This is a genomic window from Nostoc sp. JL33, assembly GCF_017114985.1.
Lineage (GTDB): Bacteria > Cyanobacteriota > Cyanobacteriia > Cyanobacteriales > Nostocaceae > Nostoc.
In genome coordinates this window covers 1-21,194 of the sequence record NZ_JABXKP010000060.1, presented here as the reverse complement: position 1 = coordinate 21,194, position 21,194 = coordinate 1, and the positions used below count along the sequence as shown (strand labels likewise).

General features: G+C 43.5%; 19 protein-coding genes. 10 read left to right on the top strand and 9 right to left on the bottom strand.

What is annotated here, in order from left to right; all coding sequences use genetic code 11:
* Positions 1–204 precede the first annotated feature (204 nt).
* The gene (gene petM / locus HWQ23_RS16515; RefSeq protein ID WP_099103320.1) at positions 205–309 is read left to right on the top strand and encodes a cytochrome b6-f complex subunit PetM; all 105 of its coding nucleotides are present in this window, start codon (positions 205–207) and stop codon (positions 307–309) included.
* Here the strand turns inward: petM and HWQ23_RS16510 are convergent.
* Positions 280–513, bottom strand: a complete 234-nt coding sequence (locus HWQ23_RS16510) for a hypothetical protein (protein WP_292830183.1) — start codon at positions 511–513, stop codon at positions 280–282. The genes petM and HWQ23_RS16510 overlap by 30 nt on opposite strands.
* 54 nt (positions 514–567) lie before the next feature.
* On the opposite strand from HWQ23_RS16510, the gene HWQ23_RS16505 reads away from it, so the two are divergent.
* The 5 genes from HWQ23_RS16505 (at position 568) to HWQ23_RS16485 (ending at position 5,066) form a co-directional block, all read left to right on the top strand.
* The gene (locus HWQ23_RS16505; RefSeq protein WP_292830044.1) at positions 568–1,566 is read left to right on the top strand and encodes an SDR family oxidoreductase; all 999 of its coding nucleotides are present in this window, start codon (positions 568–570) and stop codon (positions 1,564–1,566) included.
* Positions 1,567–1,695: 129 nt separating this feature from the next.
* A complete protein-coding gene (locus tag HWQ23_RS16500; RefSeq protein WP_292830042.1) occupies positions 1,696–2,613 on the top strand; it encodes an NAD(+) kinase in 918 nt (305 codons plus the stop codon).
* A 328-nt stretch (positions 2,614–2,941) separates the two neighbouring features.
* Entirely contained in the window at positions 2,942–3,628 is a 687-nt protein-coding gene (nblR, locus tag HWQ23_RS16495; RefSeq protein WP_292830040.1) for a response regulator transcription factor NblR, read from the top strand.
* Positions 3,629–3,824: 196 nt separating this feature from the next.
* Positions 3,825–4,328: a DUF192 domain-containing protein gene (locus HWQ23_RS16490; RefSeq protein WP_292830038.1), complete on the top strand. Its 504-nt coding sequence runs from the start codon at positions 3,825–3,827 to the stop codon at positions 4,326–4,328.
* Positions 4,329–4,838: 510 nt separating this feature from the next.
* Positions 4,839–5,066 carry a DUF2949 domain-containing protein gene (locus HWQ23_RS16485; RefSeq protein ID WP_292830172.1) on the top strand — a complete coding sequence of 76 codons (228 nt, stop codon included), beginning with the start codon at positions 4,839–4,841 and terminating at the stop codon, positions 5,064–5,066.
* Positions 5,067–5,423: 357 nt separating this feature from the next.
* On the opposite strand, the gene HWQ23_RS16480 is transcribed toward HWQ23_RS16485, so the two are convergent.
* The 3 genes from HWQ23_RS16480 to HWQ23_RS16470 all read right to left on the bottom strand — a co-directional run bounded on the left by HWQ23_RS16480 (position 5,424) and on the right by HWQ23_RS16470 (position 8,728).
* Positions 5,424–6,575, bottom strand: a complete 1,152-nt coding sequence (locus tag HWQ23_RS16480; RefSeq protein ID WP_292830036.1) for a pyridoxal-phosphate-dependent aminotransferase family protein — start codon at positions 6,573–6,575, stop codon at positions 5,424–5,426.
* An 873-nt stretch (positions 6,576–7,448) separates the two neighbouring features.
* Positions 7,449–7,631, bottom strand: coding sequence for a hypothetical protein (locus HWQ23_RS16475; RefSeq protein ID WP_292830034.1), 183 nt, complete (start codon positions 7,629–7,631; stop codon positions 7,449–7,451).
* Positions 7,632–8,482: 851 nt separating this feature from the next.
* On the bottom strand, positions 8,483–8,728 hold the full coding sequence (locus tag HWQ23_RS16470) for a transposase (protein WP_292830032.1): 246 nt from the start codon (positions 8,726–8,728) through the stop codon (positions 8,483–8,485).
* Positions 8,729–8,765: 37 nt separating this feature from the next.
* On the opposite strand from HWQ23_RS16470, the gene HWQ23_RS16465 reads away from it, so the two are divergent.
* Both HWQ23_RS16465 and HWQ23_RS16460 read left to right on the top strand, forming a co-directional pair.
* Positions 8,766–9,107 (top strand): hypothetical protein, encoded by a 342-nt coding sequence (locus HWQ23_RS16465; protein WP_292830030.1) that lies wholly within the window; start codon positions 8,766–8,768, stop codon positions 9,105–9,107.
* Entirely contained in the window at positions 9,107–9,805 is a 699-nt protein-coding gene (locus HWQ23_RS16460; protein WP_292830028.1) for a DUF6745 domain-containing protein, read from the top strand. Before HWQ23_RS16465 ends, HWQ23_RS16460 begins: the two co-directional genes overlap by 1 nt.
* Before the next feature lie 102 nt (positions 9,806–9,907).
* Here the strand turns inward: HWQ23_RS16460 and HWQ23_RS16455 are convergent, their stop codons facing one another.
* Together HWQ23_RS16455 and HWQ23_RS16450 are read right to left on the bottom strand one after the other, a co-directional pair.
* A complete protein-coding gene (locus tag HWQ23_RS16455; protein ID WP_292830026.1) occupies positions 9,908–10,033 on the bottom strand; it encodes a hypothetical protein in 126 nt (41 codons plus the stop codon).
* 183 nt (positions 10,034–10,216) lie between these two features.
* Positions 10,217–12,064: a vWA domain-containing protein gene (locus tag HWQ23_RS16450; protein WP_292830024.1), complete on the bottom strand. Its 1,848-nt coding sequence runs from the start codon at positions 12,062–12,064 to the stop codon at positions 10,217–10,219.
* A gap of 342 nt (positions 12,065–12,406) precedes the next feature.
* Between HWQ23_RS16450 and HWQ23_RS16445 the strand changes: the two genes are divergently transcribed.
* Complete coding sequence (locus tag HWQ23_RS16445) at positions 12,407–12,766, top strand: Rieske (2Fe-2S) protein (RefSeq protein WP_292830022.1); 360 nt, start codon at positions 12,407–12,409, stop codon at positions 12,764–12,766.
* A gap of 160 nt (positions 12,767–12,926) precedes the next feature.
* On the opposite strand, the gene HWQ23_RS16440 is transcribed toward HWQ23_RS16445, so the two are convergent.
* A complete protein-coding gene (locus HWQ23_RS16440) occupies positions 12,927–13,448 on the bottom strand; it encodes an Hsp20/alpha crystallin family protein (protein WP_292830020.1) in 522 nt (173 codons plus the stop codon).
* Positions 13,449–14,110: 662 nt separating this feature from the next.
* On the opposite strand from HWQ23_RS16440, the gene HWQ23_RS16435 reads away from it, so the two are divergent.
* Positions 14,111–19,786, top strand: coding sequence for a PAS domain S-box protein (locus HWQ23_RS16435; RefSeq protein ID WP_292830018.1), 5,676 nt, complete (start codon positions 14,111–14,113; stop codon positions 19,784–19,786).
* A gap of 446 nt (positions 19,787–20,232) precedes the next feature.
* Here the strand turns inward: HWQ23_RS16435 and HWQ23_RS16430 are convergent, their stop codons facing one another.
* Together HWQ23_RS16430 and HWQ23_RS16425 are read right to left on the bottom strand one after the other, a co-directional pair.
* Positions 20,233–20,355, bottom strand: a complete 123-nt coding sequence (locus HWQ23_RS16430; RefSeq protein ID WP_292830016.1) for a hypothetical protein — start codon at positions 20,353–20,355, stop codon at positions 20,233–20,235.
* Positions 20,345–21,194 (bottom strand): energy transducer TonB family protein (locus tag HWQ23_RS16425; protein ID WP_292830014.1); only part of this gene is annotated, 850 nt, incomplete at its 5' end. The genes HWQ23_RS16430 and HWQ23_RS16425, both read right to left, overlap by 11 nt.

Genomic DNA, 21,194 nt, shown 5'->3' with positions numbered 1-21,194 from the left:
CCTTCATAATTATTATCATCAAATTTTCCTAATTTCCCCATCTCCCCCTTTTCGCAACAGTAGGGATTGCCCCCTCAAGCAGTAGGGATTACCTGCTAAACTAGTTTAAAATTATTTACACAGGTCTAATCCTACAGCAACTATTGAAAAGCTTCTGGTAGGACTAGTTTACACACACTACTTTGCATAAGGAGAATCACACCAATGAGCGGCGAACTTTTGAATGCAGCTCTATTATCCTTCGGTTTAATCTTCGTGGGCTGGGGCTTAGGCGCGTTGTTACTGAAAATTCAGGGCACAGAAGAATAATTGAGTACAGACGCGATTAATCGCGTCTGTACAGGAGTTATTATTCTCCCCACTCCCACTTCCCCATTCCCAATTCCCAATTCCCCACTCCCCTTTTTCACCGAAATGGGAAAAAAGCTTGTCCGTTAACTGGACAGCGATTTTCCCATAAGTCTCTCCAAATAAATTTATTTTCTGAGAAAAGATGTAAAGTTTTGTTTGCATAGGTTATTCTGATAACATTCTTTTCATAAAACATTAAAATTTATTACAACCCTCATGACATTATTAATCGTCGGTGCCACTGGCACCTTAGGAAGACAAGTGGCTCGTCGTGCAATCGATGAGGGATATAAAGTACGCTGTCTTGTGCGAAGCAGTAAAAAAGCAGCTTTTCTGAAAGAATGGGGTGCAGAACTCGTACCAGGAAATTTACGTTACCCCGATACCTTAGCCGAAGCATTAGAAGGTGTAACCCAAGTTATTGATGCCTCAACATCTCGCCCTACAGATTCACTCAGTATCAAACAAGTAGACTGGGATGGTAAAGTAGCATTGATTCAAGCAGCAAAAGCAGCAGGTGTAGAGCGTTTTATCTTCTTTTCGATTTTAGATGCTGATAAATACCCAGAAGTGCCGCTAATGGAAATTAAGCGGTGTACAGAACTCTTCCTGGCTGAGTCTGGCTTGAATTACACCATCTTGCGGCTAGCTGGGTTTATGCAAGGATTAATCGGTCAGTACGGGATTCCCATTTTGGAATCACAGCCAGTTTGGGTGACAGGCAATTCTTCTCCCATCGCCTATATGGATACTCAGGACATTGCGAAGTTTGCTATCCGAGCATTGAGTGTACCAGAAACGGAAAACCAAGCTTTTCCTGTAGTCGGGACTCGTGCATGGAGTGCAGAGGAAATTATCAACCTGTGCGAACGCTTATCTGGAAAAGACGCCAGGGTAACGCGGATGCCAATAAACTTGCTGCGTGCTGTGCGGGGCTTAATGCGGTTCTTTCAGTGGGGATGGAACGTAGCAGACAGGCTAGCGTTTACAGAAGTATTGGCTAGTGGTAAACAGTTAAATGCTTCAATGGATGAAGTATACACAGTATTTGGTTTAGATCAGCAACAAACCACAACCCTAGAAACCTATCTACAAGAGTACTTCAGCCGAATAATGAAGAAGCTCAAAGAGTTAGACTACCAGAAAAATAAAAGCAAGAAGCAGAAACCTAAAAAAACTCCTTTTAAACAGTCTTCAAAAGCCAATAGTCAATAGTCATTACAAAAGAGACATTAGTCGTTAAATTCTAGACTCTGGATATTTGACTCTAGATTAATGACTACATGACCAAAATGTGTAAGGATTACATAATAAAGAGCACCGCCTAAACTTGGATATTTGAGTGTGCCGAAAGCAGGCATTATCTACAATGACGTTAAACCGATAGCGGGCCGTGTCGCTATCGAGTTGAAAGACAAGCTAACCGCAGCCGGTTGGGATGTGTGTGTCACATCGAGTATCGGTGGAATATTGGGCTACTCTACCCCAGAGAGTCCTGTATGCCACACCCCCATTGACGGTCTAACGCCCCCTGGTTTTGACTCAGATATGGAGTTTGCAGTGGTGTTAGGGGGAGACGGCACTGTTTTAGCAGCGTCTCGTCAGGTAGCCCCCTGTGGTATTCCACTGCTAACAGTGAATACCGGCCACATGGGATTTTTGACAGAAACCTTCCTGAATCAATTGCCCCAAGCACTAGAACAGACAATGGCGGGTGAGTATGAAATTGAAGAACGAGCTATGCTCACCGTCAAAGTTTTGCGGGGAGAAGCAGTGCTGTGGGAAGCCCTCTGCTTGAATGAAATGGTTCTGCATCGGGAACCTTTGACCTCTATGTGCCATTTTGAAATTGCCATAGGGCGTCATGCGCCAGTAGATATTGCGGCGGATGGTGTGATTGTTTCTACGCCTACTGGTTCTACAGCTTACTCATTGAGTGCTGGTGGCCCAGTGGTGACTCCTGGCGTACCTGCTTTACAGCTAGTACCCATTTGTCCCCATTCCCTAGCTTCTAGAGCATTGGTATTTCCAGATACGGAATCGGTTAGCATCTACCCAGTAAACATTCCTCGGCTGGTGATGGTGGTAGATGGCAATGGCGGGTGCTATATTTTACCAGAGGATAGAGTGTATATGGAGCGATCGCAATATAGTGTCCGATTTATTCGCCTGCAACCGCCTGAGTTTTTCCGAATTTTGCGAGAAAAATTAGGTTGGGGTTTGCCACATATCGCTAAACCAACTTCGGTAGAATTGCCGTAGTCATTGGGCATTGGGCATTGGGCATTGGTTATTAATTCTTCTCCCTCACTTTCTCATCCCCCTATTCTCCATACCCATGCCCCATGTCCCATGCCCAACTTGTTAATTTCCTTCCAGAATTACTGGTATAGGAATGGTATTTGGAGTTAGTTATTAAGATTGCATCGGAGAATTCGATCGCTGACACCTGAACGTGCTAAAACATCCTTAGCAGCGTGTCAAATCAGGATTGCTACATCACTAAAAACTCGTAATTGCACTTTATAACTGATGTAAAGATTTTCTCTGGAATATCTTTACAATCCCAAATCCAATATCCCTAATTGTTATGACAGCTGCTCAAAGTCCCTGTGTTTTGGTGATTGAAACCGATGACAGCCTAGCAAATCAACTTTCTTGCGATTTGCAAGAAGCGGGCTATGAATCAATTTTGGCTCATGATGCGACGAGTGGTTTGCAATACTGTCGCGATCGCCAGCCTGCTTTAATTGTTTTAGACCGGATGCTAGCAGGAGAATCAGGACTCTCATTGTGCAAAAATCTGAGAAACACTGGTATGCGATCGCCTGTGTTGATTTTAATGGCAAGGGATACAGTCGATGATCGTGTAGCTTGTCTAGAAGCTGGAGCGGATGATTACATCCTCAAGCCTTACCGCTCAGAAGATTTTTTGAAGTTGATTCGCCTCTACTTAAAACCGGATGTGGATACTACCGAGCAGTTGCGCTTTGGGGATTTAATTTTAGACATAGCAACCCGCCGTGCTATACACAACGGACGGGCAATTGACTTGACAATGAAGGAATTTGAACTATTAAAGTTCTTAATGGAACATCCCCGTGAGGTGTTAACCCGCGAACAAATTCTGGAAAATGTTTGGGGTTACGACTTTCTGGGTGAGTCGAATGTAATTGAAGTGTACATCCGTTACTTGCGGTTAAAAATCGAAGATGAAGGTCAAAAGCGCCTCATTCAAACAGTGCGAGGCGTAGGATACGTTTTAAGAGAATCCTAGTACACTGTGGCGTCAGTTTGCCTATCTTTGACAAGTTGTTTGAGCAACTTATCTAGTTAATTGAGGTTTACCTCGCGGCCTCGGTAAGAGTCTGAGACAGGAAATGCACATTTGCAGCGCTGCTGCCTCCCATCCAACCGATTTCTGCTTACAACACTGTAAAATTGAAATCTAAATTACAAAATCGAAAATAATTATGAGTCGCCGGCTAAGTTTGCTCTCGATGTTGCTGAGTATTTTCCTGATGGGCTGTTCTATGCCAACAACAGCTAAACCTCCCAGCCTCACGTCTGGTTCTCAAACAGCACCAGAAAGTTTAGGTCAAACACTACCAATTTCTGCTCAAGCCATTGTTCCTAATGGCACAACGATTCAATTAGAGGTAGCGCAGACCCCAGAACAGCAACAGATGGGGTTGATGTATCGACCAGCTTTGCAAGATAACCGAGGGATGCTGTTTGGGTTCCCTTCGGCACAACCAGTCAGTTTCTGGATGAAGAATGTACCTGTGGCCTTGGATATGGTATTTTTACGTAATGGTGTAGTTAAATATATTCAGGCTGCTGCACCTCCTTGTGCAAGTGAGCCTTGTCCTACCTATGGCCCTAATACACCAATCGATAAAGTGATTGAACTTCGCTCTGGAAGAGCTGCTGAATTGAAGTTGAAAGTCGGCGATATTGTCAAAATTAAGTTTTGAGGCTCCCGTACTTTGCGGGGATTAAAATTTGAATGGTTACTCTGTTGAGAACCTACACTGTCGAAATTTATGTTGTTTTTGTAAAAAATATCACTGTCTGTGGCAAAACAGTCATCTGTAACGCTACTATTTAACAACTGTGGTAATAATCTAAAATTCTACAGTCTCCAACCTAAAATCGCGGTCTTAAGGTTTGGTTGCAAAAATATTCCCTTGGGCGCAAGTGTAAATAGTCGCCAATAAGAGAATATAGGCTATGGAATCTTTGTTACTACATGTGTAATTAAATAAAGCACAAAAGTAAACAAGATGGAGCAAATTTAACTAAGTAAAAATACTGCTTGAAAATCGAGCAGATGATTTGTAGGAAAATTTATATTTCTCAGACCTTTTATGAGAAGCCTCTCTTGAAGGCAGATCCAAAAAACTGTGCTGGGGTGTATAGCCGATAACGGCACAGTGACAGATGAAATACTGGCTACTGGCTACCGAGCAATGGTGAACTCATATATGACAATACATTCTGCACAAGGAGGTGAGATACAAATGTCACCATCAAAATATTCCCGACTGATTCATTTTTTGCAAGAAGATTTGGCAATTTCCACAGCATCATTGGCGGTGGTGCTTCGTCATCGAGAGCAAGATCCAGGCCCTTTGGCAATGATTCTTTGGCAGTATGGATTGGTTACTCTAGAGCAGTTAGACCAAATTTATGATTGGCTGGAGACGGCATAGGTCATAATAATTTTGGATTTTAGATTTTGGATTTTGGATTTTGGATTAAAAGTCTCTACCATAAGGCTGTTACCGAAATCTCAAACTCTACTATATTATGTATGCCAATTTGGTATCATACTTTGCTAAAGTTAGTCTTGTTTAGTATCAAAGATGCTGTAGGACTGTCTCCAGAGCAAATAATAGTATTTAAGGCAGCTTGGTATAATTTAGCTCCATTCTACCTTGTGCAAAACTTGATATATAAGTCTATTCACTCTGGCGGTTTCTACTCATTTATATAAAAATTAAAAGAGCGAGTTAAATTATCAACTCGCTCTTTTAATTTGTCCTTCGTCTTTTGCAAATGACTAAAGACTATTGTGTAAACACTCTAACTGCTGCTGCTATACCAGATCCAGGGGTGAAGTCTTCGTAGCCAAGTTCTGAGAGTGTAACTTCTAAAGATGCTATACAGCTGAGGATATCGCGATCGCTCACAAAACCCAAGTGACCAATGCGGAAAATTTTGTTACTCAAATGGTCTTGACCGCCTGCTAGGGCAATATCAAAACGTTTTTTCATAAATGACCGAATCTTATCCGGTTCAATTCCCTGTGGTGCTACAGCCGTAATCGCCGGACTAGCGGAACTATCTGCTGCAAACAGGGGTAAATTTAACCCTTGAATGGCGGCGCGGGTAGCATTCTTAAGCCGTTCATGTCGAGCAAATATTGATTCCAAGCCTTCCTCTTTCATGATTCGCAACGTGGTGTGCAGCGCTACGATCAAGTTCACAGGCGGAGTAAATGGAGTTGTATTTTTGGCTGTGGCTTTGCGATATTTGCCTAAGTCCAAATAATATTTCGGTAGCTTCGCAGTTTTGTAAGCTTCCCAAGCCTTGGGGCTGACAGAAACAAAACCCAATCCTGGCGGAATCATATAACCTTTTTGGGAACCGGAGGCGACTACATCCAAACCCCAAGCATCTACGGGTAAATTGAATGCACCCAAGCTAGTAACGGCATCAACGATAATTAAAGCTTCACCGTGTTCTTTGACGTGGCGGTTGATGGCTTCTAGGTCATTCAACACACCCGTCGAGGTTTCGCTGTGGGTAATGATTACGGCTTTGATTTGCTTTTGGGTATCTGCTTGGAGTTTTTCGGCAAATACTGCGGGGTCTAAGGGTTTTCCCCATTCAACCTTAACTTCTTCTACATTTAAACCGTAGGCTTGACCAACTTCTACCCAGCGTTCGCCAAATTTACCATTAGAACCAACTAAAATGCGATCGCCTGGAGAGAGAAAATTAATTATTCCAGCTTCTACAGCACCCGTACCACTGACATTTAGCGTCAGCACATCATTTTGAGTTTGGTGCAGCCACTTGAGGTTTTCCGTTACCTCTGCCAATATGTTGCTAAATTCACTGGTGCGGTGCCCAATCGGATGCTTGGCTAATGCCAGTAAAGCAGCTTCTGGCACCGGGGTTGGGCCTGGAATCATCAGCATCAGCTTATCGTTCATGTGTGTATCCTAAAGTCAAATAAAAGTCAAAATTGGGGGAAGTTAGTTAAGTCTAGTAGCAAATTCTAGATATTGATCTACAAATTACACTTAGTTTGTCACCAGTCTTGTTGTATATTTTCCAAATCCATAGGAAAAGTATCGTGGGAGTTAATCATCGGTCAGCTTGAGCTTTGCAATTTATACGAGACTCCAACTCAGATGAAACCTCTGTTCTAGGCAATCTTACCACATACCTAGACGCCAGGTTAAGGCGTCTCCTCGTCGGCGAGTGGCTATTTTAGCCAAGGGTGAAGCATCTATCTAGTACAGCACGGCGGAAATAAACCACCCATTCCAAATCAATGAAACGCTTATGGTGCATTAATTTGGAATGCAAGAATTTTGAATTCCACCTTGCGGTACTAGGCACTCACAATTTTAGGCACTGGTATGATCAATTCTTAAATCTTACCCATAATCCGCCTCTGTTGTTTTTTAGGACTTACGCATCAAGTACGAAATGTAGGGGCAATACCCTGCGGGAAGCCCTTCTCCTGTCGGAGACGCTACGCGAACGGGTGACGCTACGCACAGTCGCTACCGTTTCGCTAACGGGGGTGACGCTACGCACAGTCGCTACCGCTAGCGCTAGCGCAATCGACGGAAACCGCCTTCTCTACGAGAGGCTTTGCCAACGCGTAGCGTCTCGTAGAGAAGACTGCGACCCCCTCACCGCTTTGCGTCTACATGAATTGCCCCTACGGTAAATCAAGGCTTTCACTGCCTTTTTGCGTAAGTCCTGTTTTTATACAAATACGCGAAATCGTTTTCAATATCACGGGAATCGTCGGTGAAAAAGCTGCGTTTTGCTTCAACCAAGGAAGTAACCGCCTACACTATGCGGAAGATTTGGATGTCATCGGTTGCTAAGAAATAGAAGATACCCAACCCAAAGTTTTCAATCTGCTTGGGTCGAGGATTTGTTCTTGGGTTGCCATTCTCTAAAGAATACTTCCATCTATGGAGTTGGTGATGATTTGTTTGAGTCCAAATCGCTTCGATGCTAATATCCAAAACTTCTCTGGCTTAGTTGATGGCGGTTCATTTGCCGCCGAAGTTGAGATACTTATGCTACTAATTGCTGCACATTGTGAAACTACACTCAGCAATAAGCGATGCCTACGGCGGGCTACGCCTAGGCTAATAAACTATAAGTTTTTATACTATACTTAGAAATTTGCTACAATCGTGCTTAGTCTTGTTAGTTACCATTCATGGTGAGTCATTTTTAACTAGTGTTCAGTTCATAAACTGTCACTCACCAGATCCCCGGTATTATTGCAAAAGAGATATTCTTAGTTAGTGCAAGGAGTGATACCATTTCACCAGATGTTTGTCACAAGTTATCCCCGCAATACTTCCTCCTAAGGGAGTGTTGCAGATTTCAAATGTTACATCAAACGAGTGAGTTGGTATAAGCTTTTACGGGAAAGTGCTTGAGTGAGCAAAACCTCAAGCGCTTTTTCGTGTATAAATAAAACAGTCAAACTCTTTGGACGTTCATACAGATGTTTCTAAATACACATATACCAGAGAAGCAAACTACTGTTACAATACTTCTTGAAACAGATACTTCATGGCATTAGCATCAGTGCCGTAATAAGTGCGAGCCTATATGAAAATAAGCGAGAAATTTACCCACGGATATGCACTGTTAATTATTGTGGGAGATTCAGCTTAGAGGAAATTCTTACTACTTGTAACGGTCAAAGATACTCATACCAATTCTTGATGAAGCTGCGCTAAATAAAGCTTCACGAATAAAGTTCTAAGAGGTTAAAGAAGCAATCATTTCTGGAGTAATAGTTTCCAATACTTCGGTTAAGTTTTTACGTAGTTGGGCAAGGGTTTTGCAATTTTTCCATTCAAGGAAAGCTTCTGAGAAACTCCCAAAACCTCTCGATTGGGTTCAATTCTGGAGAGTGGGGAGGTTGAAAAATGGGCATAATATTCTCTGGACAGTCAAGAGTTTTAATTGTGTGAAATGAACCTCGGTCAAATTGAAGAACTGCAACATCATCGCCAAGTTCTGCTGACAACAAATCAAAAAATTTTTGAAACCAGTCACGATCAAGGTGAGAAAAATCGTAGAAAAAACTAGTCAGTGTCAAGACTCATAAATTGGCGAAGGTATTGTATGATGAAAAGATGTTTAACGACAGCAATAACTCCCAAGCTAACCAAGCTAGTGTTCTCTACAGACATGGCGACGTTCTAATTAGACGTATTGCTAGCTTACCTGTCGGTGCTCAAAGGCGTGTAGGTGTTACTCTCGCTCATGGTGAAATCACAGGACACAGCCATCGCATTCAGCAATCCAATGCTGTTCAATTGTGGGTAGATGATAGTGACCTTTTTCTTGAGGTTAAAGAAACAAGTGCCACTTTAGTTCATGAAGAACATCGGGCGATTGAATTACCCCAAGGGCTTTACCGCGTCTGGAGACAACGTGAATATCGCCCTGACGCTTACGTGGAAGTGATAGACTAATGCTGAAGATGATGTCGAAGGGACGTGTGCCGAATAAACAAGTTTTGCAGCGCCCAAACGAAAGCCACGAGCCTGTATCGGCTGAACGCGCTCGAAAACTGATCCTTGAGCATCGCGCCTGGGATGGTATGCGCGTTTTAGGCCATCTGGATTTAAGCGGTGCGTTGGATCTTTACAATCTACCTGAAAATCTCACCTGTGAAAGTATTGATATTAGCGACTGTGTAAACCTCACTACCCTTCCCCAAGGACTCCACATCACTTATTGGATCGAGTTGGCCGGAAGTGGGATTACCAGTTTATCTGCGGGGCATGGTTTTGTCTTGCGGTGGCGAGGCGTACATGTGACAGATAAGATTGCCTTTGAATCCCAGTCGATAACGGGGCAGGATATCCTCAATATAGAGAATGTTGAGTTGCGCCGCGTGCTGATTGAACGTCTGGGATACGAGACATTTTTGCAGCAAGTGGGCGGGTTGATTCGCGATCGCGATCGCGATGCCGGTGGAGAACGTCAACTAGTCTACATTCCTTTTGAGGATGACGAGCCACTGATGGTCTTGAAAGTTACTTGTCCATCCACAGGACATATTCATATCTTGCGCGTTCCCCCGAATATGCGAAATTGCCATCAGGCAGCCGCCTGGATTGCAGGCTTTAATAACCCAGATGATTATAACCCTGCGATCGAGGCGTAATATTATGTCCGCTTGATCACTTATTAAACCCGGAGAACCCCAAAGAGCCAAAGCTGTGCTTTGTCTCCTCTAAGAGCAGGCTCTTAGGCCAATACAGTTCAGTTAAGCATTTCTTCCTTCTCTTTCTTCTCTTCCTTTGCGTCCTTCTCTACGAGACGCTACGCGAACGTGTCCTTCTCTACGAGACGCTGCGCGAACGCGGTTCGTTAAAAAAATTGATTTTGACAAAGAGTTAAGCCTTAACTGAACCGTATTGGCTCTTAGGCGTTAGGAGTGGGGTTCTTTTATTATGGGTAATTTGGCAAAGATGATATAACCTCAATTCGGGATTTTCCGAAAAGAATGCAGAGACGTTACATGTAACGTCTCTACAAGGGTTTCAGGTAACGTATGATTAATTTCTGGAGATGTCTAATTAGTACTGTTAGGCTGCACAAATCGCTTAATTTCACCACACGCAATATAGGACTTGCCATCAGGTGCGGTTTTGACTTCATCAACGACGTAAAGCATTCCTTCCTCGCGAACCGATCGCGGAAAACGCATATTCCAATCCGGTTCATATCCGTCGGAAACTACCCTAGCACGTAGCTTACTGCCATCTTTGACACACTGAACTAAAATGCTGTCCCCTACACTGTCAGTTGTGATCAGATCGGCAGCACTGGCAGGGCCTTTGGAGGCTTTGCCTGTGTTAGTTAGATTCGATTGTCTAGGGGCAACGAAGATATCTGCTTCACCGGGTTGAGCAAAACGGGTGATATTACCACGTACACGATAGAAAGTGCGTTCGCTTGAGAGTTCCAGTCCTTCAACAACATAGCGTGCTCCCTCGGCACGAATGGCGCGAGGAAACTGGATGTTTTTGGTTGAATCGTAGCCTTCGGACATGACTTTGATCCGCAGTTTACCCCCTTCACGAACGCAGTACAATTCAACACCTGAACCGACTTCATTCACAATCGGTATCGCGTAGACTTCATCGCCAGCAGTGACACCGCGACCCACCAGATCGCTGCGATTGCGCGTCATCGTCTGGTAAGACTGATCCCGCATCTCTTTACGTCCGGCATTGCCTAGAGCTTTTTGGGCGATCCGACCTGCAAAATACTCAAGCTGATCGATCTCTTCAGCAATTTCAAAATTCTCGTTCAACCCTTTATCCCGCAACTCTTTCACAAGCGCCCGCAGGGTTTGTTCAGCTTCCTGATGCTTGCCATGTTCAGCTAGATTCAGTCCAATCTCTTTGGCCTTAGCGATCGTCAGGCGACTCAGTTCCAGAATGATATGGCTCGTAGAGGCAAAAGCTGCTTCCTCGACAGTACCAACTTTGGCGATGACATCTACTGTACCTGATACGCTTTGAATCAGGTCATCTTGCACAACATCGGCGCTGTAATGTAGTTTCATCACAGGTAACTCACCAATTTGAGCGCTTGATATCACCAAACTCAAACCGAGAAGTTTGTCTTCGCCCTCATAAAGCTCTCCCAAGGTGAGGACAGCTTGAGAAGCGTCATTCTGGCTAACTTTAGCAAGACTTAAGGTATCAACAAGGCTGACACCATCAGCCAACTCAAGTATCACCTTGAGATTCTGTCCCACTACTGCTCTAAGACTGTCTAGCTCAATACTAAACACTTCCGTTGCTTCATCAATGCTTTGAATGAAGTAGAAGTTGCCCGTGGCGGCTCTTGCCATCCCAATCAGCAGGTCTTCATTGAAACCCTGAGCAAAGCCTAACGTAGTTGTGATAATGCCTTCCTCAGCTTTTTGCCCCGATGTCGCCGTCAGTATCTTCGGGTCTTGAATGCCCATATTGGCATGACCATCGGTAAGCAGAAGAACACGATTTATTTTTTGCGGATCAAGTCGCGTCTTTACATGTTCACAGCCTTTGAGCCATCCCCCCGATAAGTTGGTAATACCGCCGGCTCTCACCTTGTGGATAGAATTTTTCAGTGCAGCCTTGTTAGTCACAGCCTGGGGTGGCACAACGCTGTCCACTTCATCGTCGTAAACAACTACTGAGAGAATATCATCTGGCTCAAGTTGATCCACCACAGACTCAGCGGCTTTGAGTGCGTGATGCAAGGGAGCGCCAGCCATAGAGCCGGAACGGTCAATTACCAGAGAAAGATTAAGGTTACGTCGGGGAGATTCAGCTACCTCAGCCCGAAAACGTAGCAGAATATTAGTCTTTAATGAAGATCCTGCGGGTAGGATAGACTGGTCAAATTCGTAACTTGTCTTAATCATTTTTTATATCGCTCAAAATTGTCTGTTATGAGCCACAATCCTGATTATGCTGGGACAGGAAGCGCTCTCTTTAGTTTAGCCAGAAATCAGTAGTCAGTGTACAAATGGTATTATATGTAATATTTTATAGTTTTGACATCTCATCAGCGTAGGCAAAGCCCGTCGTAGACATCGCTCTTTTGGAAAAAGTTTGTGAACTCCTGACTTTATCCTTCCCCACTCCCTACTCCCCAGTACAGACGCGATTAATCGCGTCTCTGCCTACTTCTACAACTGAAAGGCGATCGCGCTGGTCAAAATTGCGGGAAACTGAAAGCAGATATATTAGGAGAGGAGAACCTAATGAGTTGGACTAAAGTTCTTGCAGTCGAAGCACTTTCCCCAGGTGCGCGACAAGTGGTGAAAGTTGGCAACCGGAAAATTCTGGTTTTGAATCACGAAAATCAGCTTTATGCTGTAGATAGCAACTGTCCTCACTTAAAATTACCACTCAAAAGTGGGAAAATCACTGAAAATGGAGCAATTGTTTGTACCTTCCATCGCAGCGCTTTTGACCTGCGGACTGGTGAGGTACAAGGATGGTGTTCTTGGCCACCTGGCGTAGGTAAGGTACTCTCGTTGGTTTCAGAACAAAAAGCATTGCCAGTGTTTCCGATTCGTGTGGAAGAAGGAAGTATTTGGGTTGATGTGCAAGAGGAATAGCACCCTTTCCCTGAATTTACTGAAACAGTGGTGAGTAAAAAAAGCAATAAAAACCCCAGCCGATAAGTTTAGCTGGGGTTTATATCGAAATTGACCTATTTCAAAGATATAGGAAGCATTGAATCAGAAAATAGAACATCTTCTCAGGAGTTTGAAGGCTTTATTGTGATGTAATGCTGGGTTGTGCGTTACCATTGCCAGCTTCTATAGAAGCTGTAGGACTTTGAGATTGGCCTAAATTCACTTTGAATACCTTACTCTGTTGCTCCAGTTTGGGTAAAGTCAATATTAAAATCCCATCTTTCAAGTCTGCCTTAACTTGCTGATTCTGAACTTTGGTTGGCAGAGGAATTACTCTAGTGAAGTTGCCATAGCGGAATTCCGAATGAACTTTAGCGTTAGATTGGGAATGTTTTTCGTAACGATGCTCACCAGCAATCGAAACAGCATCTTGAGTAACTTGAACATCCAGGTCTTTAGCTTCCACACCTGGAATCTCAACTCTTAATAGCAACTCGGAACCATTGTCAGATAATTCCACAGCAGGAACCCACGCTGTTCTCGGTGATGAAGAAATCTCGGAGTTGCCGCGCTCAACTGCTGTAAGCTCAGAGAATACTTGATCCATTTGACGACGCAGAATTTCCATTTCACGGAATGGTTCCCAACGAATGAATGCCATATCTCAATCTCTCCTTAACTTTCTAATTCAAGTTTGGGTAATCAAACAAAGTTTTAGAGGTATTTAGAGGTTTCAGATATTTAGGCAATTATCGAACCTCTAGTTTTTTTGAGAGGAGCTTTATTTACTTTGTTTCTTCTCTCTAGTAAGTAATTTAGTAAAATAAAAATCTAAAAGCAGTTGGGTAAACCGTACAGACATAGGTTGAATTTACCGTATCAAACAAAAAAAGCAGGACTTACCCAAACAATAGCCGAAAATGACATGCTTCTTGAGAACCGTGTTCTTGTCACAGACAGAGCTATTGTAGAAGTTGTAGTTTAACTTGAAGCGAGAACGTTCTTAGACATCAGCTGTGGTGAAGGGTGATTGTGCCGTGAACTCTGGCGGTGCTAATATTTCCAGCTATGTTAAGGAATTTTAATGTAGGGTGTGTTGTCGCAGGGCGCAACGCACCGTCAACAATCCAAGGTGCGTTAGCCGTAGGCTAATTTATATTTGTTCATATACATTGATTTTTTCTCGCCGACTTACTTACACCCGGCGCTGAAGTATGGTGGTAAGAGACGATAATTTTATTTACAATTTTGTAACAGAGTTTTGCTTTCTAATTTCATGTTCAGTTTTATTTAATAATTTATTTCTGTAACTTAGTAATTGATATGAATGCTCAAAAAGTAAAAATTTTATTAGTTGATAATAAGCTAGAGAATTTACATTTTTTATCAGACATCCTTCAAGATCAAGGTTATCAGGTGCAAAGTGCCTTTTCTGGACAATTGGCAATCAATACGGCGCTGGCTTCTCCTCCTGATTTGATTTTGCTAGACGTTCTCATGTCAGAGATGGATGGTTATGAAGTTTGTCAACATTTGAAAGCTAACTATAAAACTCAAGAGATTCCGATAATTTTTTTCGGTGTTTTAGATAAATTATCTGACAAAATAAACGTCTTGGATTTAGGTGATGTTGATTATATTAGTCAACCATTCCAAACTAAAGAAGTTTTATTACGCGTACAAAATCAACTCAGTCTCCAAAGGCTAAAAAAACAGTTAAAAGAACAAAAAGCCCAACTGCAAGAGGAGATTCAAGAGCGTCAACGGGTTGCTGTTGAGTTAAATATTCAGAACAAACAAATAAAAGAGATTTTCAAAGAAATTCCCGTTAGCATTGGCAAAGCCTCTAGTAGAGAAGTTTATCAAAGCGTTGGCGCAGCCAAAGCCGCGCTAAAAAAGAGTGAAAGTCAATATCGCCACTTAGTGGAGACATCCCAGGATATGATCTGGTCGGTGGATATTGATGGACTAATTACCTTTGTCAACCCGGCAGTCAAGCAGATTTATGGCTACGAACCCCAGGAAATGATCGGGCGTACCTTGACTGATTTCATCTCGCCTACACAAGTTGCTAAAGATAAAGTAGCCTTTGAGCGTGTTTTTCTTTTAAAGCCGATCTTTCAGCATGAAACTACTTGTGTCGCTAAAGATGGTAGTTTACTTTATCTAATGTTTAATGCGATCGCCTTACGCAATGAAGAGGGTCTGGTTATAGGCATGACAGGCACTGCTAGTAATATTACGCAGCGTCGCGGAGTAGAAAAATTACTCCAAGAAAGCGCGATTAAGCTCCGCAATCATAACCTAGTCCTAACCCAACTGGCACAAAATCAGACGCTTTATCAGGGTGACTTGAAAGCAGCTTTGAGTAAAATCACAGAAACGGCTGTCAAAAATATTGAGGTGGAACGAACCAGTATCTGGCTGTATGACGAAACAGAGATGAAAATCGAGTGTTTTGACTTATTTGAGGCCAGTCGCAATCAACATAGCCAAGGACTTTCCTTATCAGCGACAGACTATCCAGCTTATTTTGCAGCTTTGCAGCAAGACCAACCAATCGCCGCAGATGATGCCCATACCGATCCCAGAACTAAAGAATTTTCTGCATTTTACTCAAGATTAAACATCACCTCTATACTCGATACACCTATTAGGCTGGAGGGCAAGACCGTAGGAGTTTTATGTCTGGAGGCAGTAGGACTTACTCATCATTGGACGCTAGAAGACCAAAATTTTGCTCGCTCTCTGGGCAATTTAGTATCCTTGGTGTTGGAGGCAAAAGAACGCCAACGCGCAGAAGCAGCGCGACGGGCTTCTGAAGAAAAGTTAGCATCAGCTTTTCGGTCATCTCCTGACCCAATTGGCTTAATTACTGTTCGCAACAAACGCTATGTCGAAGTTAACGACAGCTTTTGTGAGTTTTTTGGTTATCCTCGTTCTCAGGTGATTGATCGCACCGATCAAGACTTGAATATTTGGGCCAATCCAGAAGAATATAATTTCCTCGCCCAGATGCTGCAAAAAACAAAAGCCATCCGCAACTACGAAGTTGATGTCTGCACTTCAACAGGAGAAATTAGGACGACACTGTTTAGTGCGGAAATGATCGAGATTGATCAGGAATGGTACGTACTGGGTACAGCGAAAGACATTACTGAACGCAAGCAGGCAGAAAATGAAAGCCGTTTGCTACTGTTGACAACCCAAGCGATCGCTCGCGCCAGTGATGTCAACAGCGCTTTAGCAGTGGTCTTGCGCTTAATTTGTCAGACCATTGGCTGGGATTTTGGTGAAGCATGGATACCTAATAAAGATGGTACTGTTTTAGAACACAGTCTGAGCTGGTACGGTGAGGAGAGTAGTTTAGCAGAATTCTGCCGCCAAAGCCAAACTGTAAAATTTGCTCTGGGAGTGGGACTACCAGGAAGAATTTGGCAAAGCCAGGAACCAGAATGGATAGAAGATGTTTCGCAAGTTACACAGCCAGTTTTTTTGCTCCGGCGTAGCCCCCCGCAGGCATCGCCACAAGCCGTAAAGGTAGGATTAAAAGCTAGTTTTGGTGTTCCCATACTGGCTGGAAACCAAGTATTAGCTGTTTTAGTGTTTTTTAAACGTAGCTCAGTATTGGTAGATAAACGTTTGCTCTTGCTAGTAAGTGCTGTTGCTGCTCAGTTAGGTGGGTTGATTGAGCGCAAAACCCTAGAACAAGAACTAGCACTCAGAGAAGCTCGCCTGAATGCCTTTTTTAGTAGTGCCCCCCTCGGCATGAACATTGTAGATAACCAGCTGCGGTTTGTGCAAATCAACCAATTACTGGCGGAGATTAATGGACTACCCCAGCAAGATCATATTGGCCAGACCATCCATGAAATCTTACCCCACATGGCCTCTCTAGTGGAACCAATTTATCAACAAGTTCTGTTGACTGGTCAACCCATTCTCAATCAAGAATTAAGCGGCGCATCAATTAAACAACCAAATATTATCCGCCACTTCCTAGCTTCTTATTTTCCGATTCCTGGTGAGGACGATCGCCCCTCTGGTATCGGCACTGTTTTAGTAGAAATTAGTGAACTGCAAGCCGCGTTGCGCGAACGCAAACGTATCGAACAAGAACTGCGTTTAGCCAACGAACGTCTACAATATCTCCTCACCTCTAGCCCTGTAGTCATTTATAGCAGCAAAACATCAGAAGATTTTAGCACTACCTTTATCAGTGAGAACATTAAAGCAATGGTGGGCTACGAAGCACGGGAATTTATCGAGGATTCCAGTTTCTGGCTCCAGCATGTCCACCCCCAAGATATTGAACTGATATCGGGAAAATTTAACGAGCTTGTTGAGCAGCAGTACATCTCCTACGAATATCGGTGGTTACACGCTGACGGAACTTATCACTGGTTCTACGAAAAGATGAGGTTAATCCGTGACGAAGCTGATTATCCTATAGAATGCGTTGGTTATTGGGCAGACATTAACGATCGCAAATTGGCAGAATTAGCTTTGCAGTCAGGTCAACAGCGATATCAACTTTTAGCAGAAGCCTCACCAGCTTGTATATTTCACGCAGATATAGATGGCAATATCTTATATTTTAATCAACGCTGGAGCGAGATTACTGGATGCAGTTTAGAAGAGTCTCTCTTAACAGGTTGGGTAAATGCCGTACATCCAGACGACCGCGAGCAGCTATTGTTGGTATGGAATCAAGCAAGATTCGCCCAAAAAATGTATAAATATGAACATCGATTCTTGCGTAATGATAGTACGGTTGTCTGGGTAATTGCTCAAGCATTGCCAGAATTTGGCGAACATGGAGAAATTCAAGGTTACATCGGTACAATTACAGATATTACCGAGAGAAAATTGGCAGAAGAAGCCTTGCGTGAGAGTGCAGAACGAGAAAGAGCGATCGCCCAAGTGATTCAAAGGATGCGCCAAACACTGGATTTAGAGACGATATTTGCGGCTACAACCCAAGAATTACGGCAAGTACTCAACTGCGATCGGGTTGTTGTCTATCGTTTGAATTCCCACTGGAGTGGCGAATTTGCCTCCGAGTCGGTGGGTAATGGTTGGATTTCTCTGATTGAAGAATACAACAATGACCCTCATCTCACAGAAGGTGTCTTACAAGATGGGCGTTGCCTAGCAAAAATTTTGGATAGCGCGGATAACCAGGTGGAAAATCCTGATCTGCAAGTAACCCCAGGTACAAGTTTCCTCTGTGTCCCAGACATTTACAACGCTGGGTTTCATCCTATTTATATCAACCTCTTAGAGCGCTTTCAAGCTAAAGCCTACATTATTGTTCCTATTTTCTATGGTAGTCAGCTTTGGGGATTACTGGCGAGTTATCAAAATTCCGCTCCCCGTCAATGGAAACCAGAAGAAGTCAACATCGTAGTTCAAATTGGCAATCAGTTGGGTGTTGCTTTACAGCAGGGACAATTGCTCGCACAAACCCAAAGGCAGTCACAAGCATTGCAAGAAGCTGTGATCATTGCTGATGCTGCCAACCGCGCCAAAAGCGAATTCCTCGCCAACATGAGCCACGAACTGCGTACCCCACTCAACGCCATCCTCGGTTTTACCCAAATCATGAGCCATGATCATGCTTTATCCACTGAACACCAGCAAAATCTAACAATCATCAATCGTGCTGGCGAACATCTCCTCAACTTAATCAACGACATTTTGGAAATGTCTAAAATCGAAGCCGGTAGAATAACATTAAATCTCAACAGTTTTGACTTAATTCGTCTCTTGGAAAACCTCGAAGAGATGTTGCGCTCCCGCGCCACCTCCAAAGGATTAGAATTAGTTTTTGAATATAAATCTTACCTCCCCCAGTACGTCCAAGCTGACGAAAGTAAACTGCGTCAAGTGTTACTTAACCTCTTAGGAAATGCAATCAAATTTACCGATACTGGGAGGGTGATCCTGCGGATGGGGCAGGGGAAGCAGGGGGGCAGAGGGGCAGGGGGAGAAGAGGGGCAGGGGGAGAAACTTCTTCCTCATCTCTTCTTCGAGGTACAAGACACTGGTCGCGGTATTGCCTCACAAGAAATTGACTTGCTATTTGAAGCTTTTGGGCAAACTGAAACCGGAAGGAAATCGCAACAGGGAACAGGACTAGGTTTAGCAATTAGCCGCAAATACGTGCAACTAATGGGGGGAGATATTAGCGTCTCCAGCATTATTGGCAAGGGAAGTAAATTTGCCTTTAATATTCAAATTGGTCTAGCCGCAGCCAGCGAAATCCAGATCAAAGAAACTAGACGCCAAGTTATCAGTTTAGCGCCTGATCAAAGTGAATACCGCATTTTAGTGGTTGATGACTCTACAGACAGCCGTTTAGTGCTAATGAAAATTCTCACATCTATCGGCTTTGCAGTCCAGGAAGCAACAAATGGTAGTGAAGCGATCGCACTTTGGCAGAAATGGCAACCACACCTAATTTTGATGGATATGCGGATGCCGATTATGGACGGCTATGAAGCCACAAAAGTTATTAAAACTAGAGAAAGGGAGTATGAAGAAAACAGTTTGCCGAGTCACCATACTATTATTATTGCCTTAACTGCTAATGTCTTTGAGGAACAGCGAGAGGCAATGATCAAAGCAGGTTGTGATGATTATATTAACAAGCCCTTCCGCGAGGAACAATTACTAGAAAAATTGAGCGAATATTTAGGAGTTCAATATATTTATCAAGAAGAAAGCTATCAGATAGCAGATACAAGGCAAGAGGAAATAGAATCAATATTGACGCTTACGGATTTGGTGACTCTATTCTCTCAAATGTCGCCTGAATGGGTGAAACAGGTCTACACTGCGGCAGCCCAATGCAGTGATGACCTGATTTTAGAATTGATTGAGCAAATTCCTTCTGAAAATGCTGCACTGCGAAATTCTATCAAGAATTTCGCTCATGATTTTCAGTTTGAGAAAATTATGGAATTGACGAGTATTGCAGGAGTATTATCCAGTTAATAGAAATTGGAGATTGGGTAGTAATGCTTCTATAGCAATCTGATTTTATTTTTGAACTTATTTGCGTAGGTTGGGAGTAGGGAATGGGGAGTAGGGAATGGGGAATCAGCCTTTTCGAGTTGTACTGAGTTTTTTCAAAAATCAAATAGGATTCCTATATCACCGAATTTTAGATTTTAAATTTTGGAAAATGGAATTGTTGGGCGTTGCCTAAAAAGAGAAGATTCTTGCGTTCCATTATTTAAAAAAGTCCCAGAGCAAGCGAATTTATCGAACAGAATACAGGAAAGGTATTCTGTTCGATAAAGCGGATAGCGTAGCGTAAAGCCTACGGTATGGCAACTCTTGGAGACGCTACGCGAACGCTTAGAGCGACTGTGCGTAGCGTCTGAATAATCGGCGTTTTTGCACCCCCACTAAATTTTCTTGTTTTGTGGTGCAACAATTCAGTCGCGGGTCTGAATAAGAGACTGATAGCGTAGCGGTAGAGAGGAACGAGCGTCTTGATTCTGACGAATGTATTCTTCTTCAATCTTTGAATTAATTGCTTGCCTGTTGTCAGCCACCATCCCCCGATAAATTTAGCTGCCCATAGACATTGATATTAAATGTAAATTGAATATCGATGTGGTTGCTCGTATATCCTGTGGGCAAAGGTGCAAAAGGTGCAGCTCGCTGTATAGCCTTGAGTGCCGCTTGATCAGTTACGCTGAATCCAGAAGTTTGGGCAAGCTGGAGATTGCTTAGTTGCCCGGAACGATTGACAGTAAAGTTAAGCACCGTTCGCCGGGAAGACTGGCTCACTTCTGGTAGCCACTGCTGCTTAACTTGTTGCTGTAGTTGCTTTAAGTAAAAGGTGATATCTATATTTTGACTGCTGGCATCAATACCAGAAGTCGCTTGCCGATCGCGGTTGGAATTAGGTAAACCTGCCAGATAATCACGGCTAAAATTCCGACCAGATACACTCACAGTACCACCCAGCAAGCTTGCTGCTCCTGTTTTCCGAGATGACTGAGCTTGAGACGGTGTTCGCCCACTTAATCTAGTTCCCGCCTGGGCTAACTTCTTAGGTTTGGGTGCTGGTGGTATGGTTGCAGGTGCAATCGCTGTTTTTCGCGGTAGGGCTGGCGGTGGTGTAATATTAGGCACTACTGCAATTTTTTTCGGCTTGGGTACTGGTGGTATATTTGCAGGTGCGCTCGCTGTTGGCTCTGGTTTGAGTACTGGTGATCTAATAGCAGGTGCGTTGGCGTTGGCGTAGCCTCTCGTAGAGAAGCCCCTTGTAGACATCGCTGTTCGCTCTGGTTTGGGTACTGGTGATCTAATAGTCGGTGCGCTCGCTGTTGGCTGTGGTTTGAGTACTGGTGGTATATTTGCAGGTGCGATCGCTGTTGGCTCTGGTTTG